General features: G+C 73.7%; 2 protein-coding genes and 1 pseudogene. All 3 read left to right on the top strand.

Features of this window, described 5'->3' with window-relative positions:
- The first annotated feature begins 261 nt into the window (after positions 1-261).
- Complete coding sequence (locus tag JNW89_RS28740; RefSeq protein WP_238451483.1) at positions 262-1,317, top strand: MoxR family ATPase; 1,056 nt, start codon at positions 262-264, stop codon at positions 1,315-1,317.
- Position 1,318: 1 nt separating this feature from the next.
- A complete protein-coding gene (locus JNW89_RS28735; protein ID WP_238451482.1) occupies positions 1,319-2,617 on the top strand; it encodes a DUF58 domain-containing protein in 1,299 nt (432 codons plus the stop codon).
- Between the two features lie 16 nt (positions 2,618-2,633).
- Positions 2,634-4,435 (top strand): annotated as a pseudogene (locus JNW89_RS28730) (transglutaminaseTgpA domain-containing protein); the annotation flags it as partial.

The following is a 4,435-nucleotide window of genomic DNA, read 5'->3' as shown; positions in this document are numbered from 1 at the left end:
CCGGGGCCACCCCCGCCGGGGCCCGCCCCGGTGCCCATCGTGATCATGGTGGGCACCGACAGCGACCGGCAGGTCCCCCGTTGCGGTGGATATTCGGGGCGTAACCGACCGTCTACCTGCGGGGGTCGGCGACAACGAGAAACATGGTTAGCCTGAGAACCAGTGAGATTTCTGCGGCAGACGTGGCTCGGCGTCGCGAACCCAACGGCGGGTCCAGGTGCTCTATACAGAGCTGCCGTTCCGGCGACGAGGAGGAGGCCCGTGACACAACAGACCTGGGACGAGGTGGGCGGCCTGCTGCCGCACGACCAGTTCCGCGCCGCCAGCGAAGCCATCGTGGCCAACATCGAGCAGGTCATCGAAGGCAAGACCGCGACCGTGCGCCTCGCCCTGGCCGTCCTGCTCGCCGAGGGACACCTCCTGATCGAGGACGTGCCGGGGGTCGGCAAGACCAAGCTGGCCAAGGCCCTCGCCCGCTCGATCGACTGCTCGGTCCGGCGCATCCAGTTCACCCCCGACCTGCTGCCCAGCGACGTCACCGGGGTCAGCGTCTACAACCAGGAGACGCACGACTTCGAGTTCCGCCCGGGCGCCGTCTTCGCCAACCTGGTGGTCGGCGACGAGATCAACCGGGCCTCGCCGAAGACCCAGTCGGCGCTGCTGGAGTGCATGGAGGAGCGGCAGGTCACCGTCGACGGGGTCACCTACCAGCTCCAGACGCCGTTCATGGTGATCGCCACCCAGAACCCGATCGAGATGGAGGGGACGTACCCCCTGCCGGAGGCGCAGCGCGACCGGTTCACCGCCCGGATCGCCATGGGCTACCCGGACCCCGGCGCCGAGCTGGCCATGCTGGACGGCCACGGCGCCACTGACCCGCTGCAGGAGCTGCGCCCGGTCTCCGACGCCGCGACCGTGCGCCAGCTGATCGCCACGGTCCGGCAGGTGCACGTCGCGGACGCGGTCAAGCAGTACGCGGTGGACCTGGTCACCGCCACCCGCGAGGCCCCCGACCTGCGCCTCGGCGCCTCCCCCCGGGCCACGCTCCAGCTGCTGCGCACCGCCCGCGCGGTCGCCGCGCTGGAGGGTCGCGACTACGTGCTCCCCGACGACCTGCAGGCCCTCGCCGTGCCCGTGCTGGCGCACCGGATCATCCCGACCGCCGACGCCCAGCTGGCCCGGCGCACCACCGACGCGATCGTCTCGGAGCTGGTGCACCGGCTGGCCCTGCCGCAGGAGCGCAAGCGCACCCAGTACGACACGCCGCGGCCCGCCGCGGGCAACAGCCGCGGGCCGTACGAGCCGCGGAGGCCGTGAGGTGCGCGACGGGCTGCGCGGCCTGACCACCCGCGGCCGCTCGTTCCTGGCGGCCGCGGTCGCGGCGGCGGTCTCCGCCGGCATCCTCGGCGAGAAGGACCTGCTGCGGGTGGCCGTGCTGCTCGCCGTCCTGCCGCTGCTCGCCGCGCTCTACGTCGGGCGCAGCCGCTACAAGCTGGCCTGCAACCGGTCGCTGGAGCCGCACCGGGTGCCGGTCGGGGCCAGCTCCCGGGTGGTGCTGCGCCTGCAGAACCTGTCCCGCCTGCCCACCGGCACCCTGCTGCTGGAGGACCGGCTGCCGTACGCGCTGGGCAGCCGGCCCCGGGTGGTGCTGGAGCGGCTCGGCGCGCTCCAGGCCAGCTCGGTGGCGTACACGGTCCGCGCCGACGTGCGCGGCCGGTACGAGGTGGGCCCGCTGGTGGTCCGGCTGACCGACCCGTTCGGGCTCTGCGAGCTGACCCGGGCCTTCCCCAGCACCGACCACCTGACCGTGATCCCCCAGGTCACCCCGCTGCCGACGGTCCGCCTCCCCGGCGAGTACGCCGGCAGCGGCGACAGCCGGGCCCGGTCGGTGGCAGTGCACGGCGAGGACGACGCCGCCACCCGGGAGTACCGGGTCGGCGACGACCTGCGCCGGGTGCACTGGAAGTCGACCGCCCGCACCGGTGAGCTGATGGTCCGCCGCGAGGAGCAGCCCTGGGAGAGCCGGGCCACCGTCGTGCTGGACACCCGGGCGTTCGGCCACCGCGGCGACGGCCCGACCGCCAGCTTCGAGTGGGCGGTCTCCGCCGCCGCGAGCATCGCGATGCACCTGCGCCAGTCCGGCTACAAGCTGCGGCTGGTCACCGGCTCCGGTGCGGACGTGGACGCCACCGAGGGCGCCGGGGACGGCCTGCTCCTGGACCACCTGGCGGACGTCCGCCTCGACCAGCGCGGCGACGTCGCCACCCTGGTGCAGCGGGTCCGGCAGCGCTCCGACGGTGGCCTGATCATCGCCCTGCTCGGTGCGGTGAGCACCGCCGAGGCCGAGCTGCTGGCCGGGCTGCGCGTCAACGGGGCGACCTGCGTCGCCTTCCTGCTGGAGAGTTCCACCTGGCTCAACCTGCCGGAGAAGGCCCGCGCCGAGTCGGAACGGGCGCACGGCGCGGCCGCGCTCGCCCTGCTCCAGGGCGGCTGGCGGGTGATCGGGGTGGACCACGGCGGCCGACTGCCGGCGCTCTGGCCGCAGGCCGCCCGGGGCTCGCAGGGCTTCGCGTTGCGCGCGGCGCTCGCCGAGACGGTCGCCGGCGGCGTCCGATGACGGAAAGGGTGACGTCGTGATCGCGTCCCGGAACCTCGGCTTCGTGGCCGCCGCGGCGACCCTGCTCGCCGCGGCGCCGCTGTCTTCGATCTTCGAGCGCTGGACCTGGCTGATCGAGGCCGCCATCGCGGTGGCCGTGGTCGCCGGGGTGGCCGCGCTGACCCGACTGGTCCGGGCTCCCCTGTGGGGCCAGGTGCTGGGCATGCTGGCCGGCCTGCTGCTCGCCCTGACCTGGCTCTTCCCGGGCGCACCGAGCTGGTCGCGTTCCTGCCCACGCCGGCCACCCTGGCCCATTTCGGCGAGCTGTTGCAGGGCTCGTTGCAGGACATGCGCTCGTACGGCGTCGAGGTGCCGGACACCACCCCGCTGCTGTTCATCACCGTGCTCGGGGTGGGCTCGGTGGCGATCATGGTGGACGTGCTCGCGGTGGGGCTGCGCCGTCCGGCGCTGGCCGGCCTGCCGATGCTGGCGATCTACTCGGTGCCGGTGGCGATCTACGTGGACAGCGTGCCCGCGCTGCCGTTCGTGGTCGGCGCCTCCGGCTACCTGTGGCTGCTGGTCACCGACAACGTCGACCGGGTACGCCGGTTCGGCCGCCGGTTCACCGGCGAAGGACGCGACGTGGACGTCTGGGAGTCCTCCCCGCTGGCCGCGGCCGGCCGCCGGCTGGCGGTGGTGGGCGTGGCGCTGGCCGTGGTGCTCCCGCTGGCCGTGCCCGGGATGACCGGTGGGCTGCTCGACCAGGTCAACTCGACCGGCAACGGCACCGGCAACGGGCGGCCCGGCCAGGGCGGCAGCCCTGGCCGGATCGACCTGTTCGCCGCCCTCAGCGGCCAGCTCAACCAGAGCGAGGTGGCCGAGATGGTCAAGGTGACCACCACCGAGCCGAGCCCGTTCTACCTGCGCTTCGGCGTCGCCGACGAGCTGCGGCCGGACGGCTTCCGGGTGCGCCCGCCCAACGGCCGGCGGGTGGACCGGGACCTGCCCGCCCCACCGGCCCGCCAGGGCGCCGAGCAGCAGCGGTACCGGGCCACGGTGGAGGTCACCCGCAACCTGGAGATGCCGCTCGTGCCGGTGTACGCCGACCCGGTCAACGTCGACGGGCTCAGCGGCAGCTGGCTCTACGACTCCAACCTCGGGGTGGTCTTCTCCAACCGGGACAACTCCCGGGGCAAGCGCTACGCGTTCGAGTACGTCCGCTCGACGTTCACGCCGTCCGCCCTGCGCCGGGCCCGCTCGCTGCCCGCCGAGCACCCGATCGCCGTCCAGCAGACCCGGCGGCCGGCGGTGCAGCAGGTCGACCTGCTGGTGTCCCGGCTGGTCGAGGGCAAGCAGAACGACTACGACAAGGTCCGGGCGATCTACGACTACTTCTCCCGGGACAACGGCTTCAGCTACTCGCTGAGCACCAAGGGTGGCACCAGCGGCGAGGAGATCGTCGACTTCCTCACCAACAAGGTCGGCTACTGCCAGCAGTACGCGGCGGCGATGGCCTGGCTGGTGCGCTCCGCCGGCATCCCGGCCCGGGTGGCGTTCGGCTTCACCAACGGCACCAGCGCCGGCGACGACACGTACGTGCTGACCAACCGCAACCTGCACGCCTGGACGGAGGTCTACTTCGACCAGCTGGGCTGGGTCCCGTTCGACGCGACCCCGGCGTACGCGGTGCAGGGCGCGAACCGCTCGGCCTGGGCCCCGGACAGCGACGCCCCGGACCCGGAGCCGTCGGGGACCAGCGCGCCGGGCGCCTCCCCCGAGGACCCGGCCGCCACGGCCGGGCCGGACCGAGAGGACGCCGCCGACCGGGACACCGACGCC

This window comes from Micromonospora sp. 4G55, from assembly GCF_016803375.1.
The sequence above is the reverse complement of the archived record's forward strand: the minus strand, read 5'-3'. Positions and strand labels throughout refer to the sequence as shown.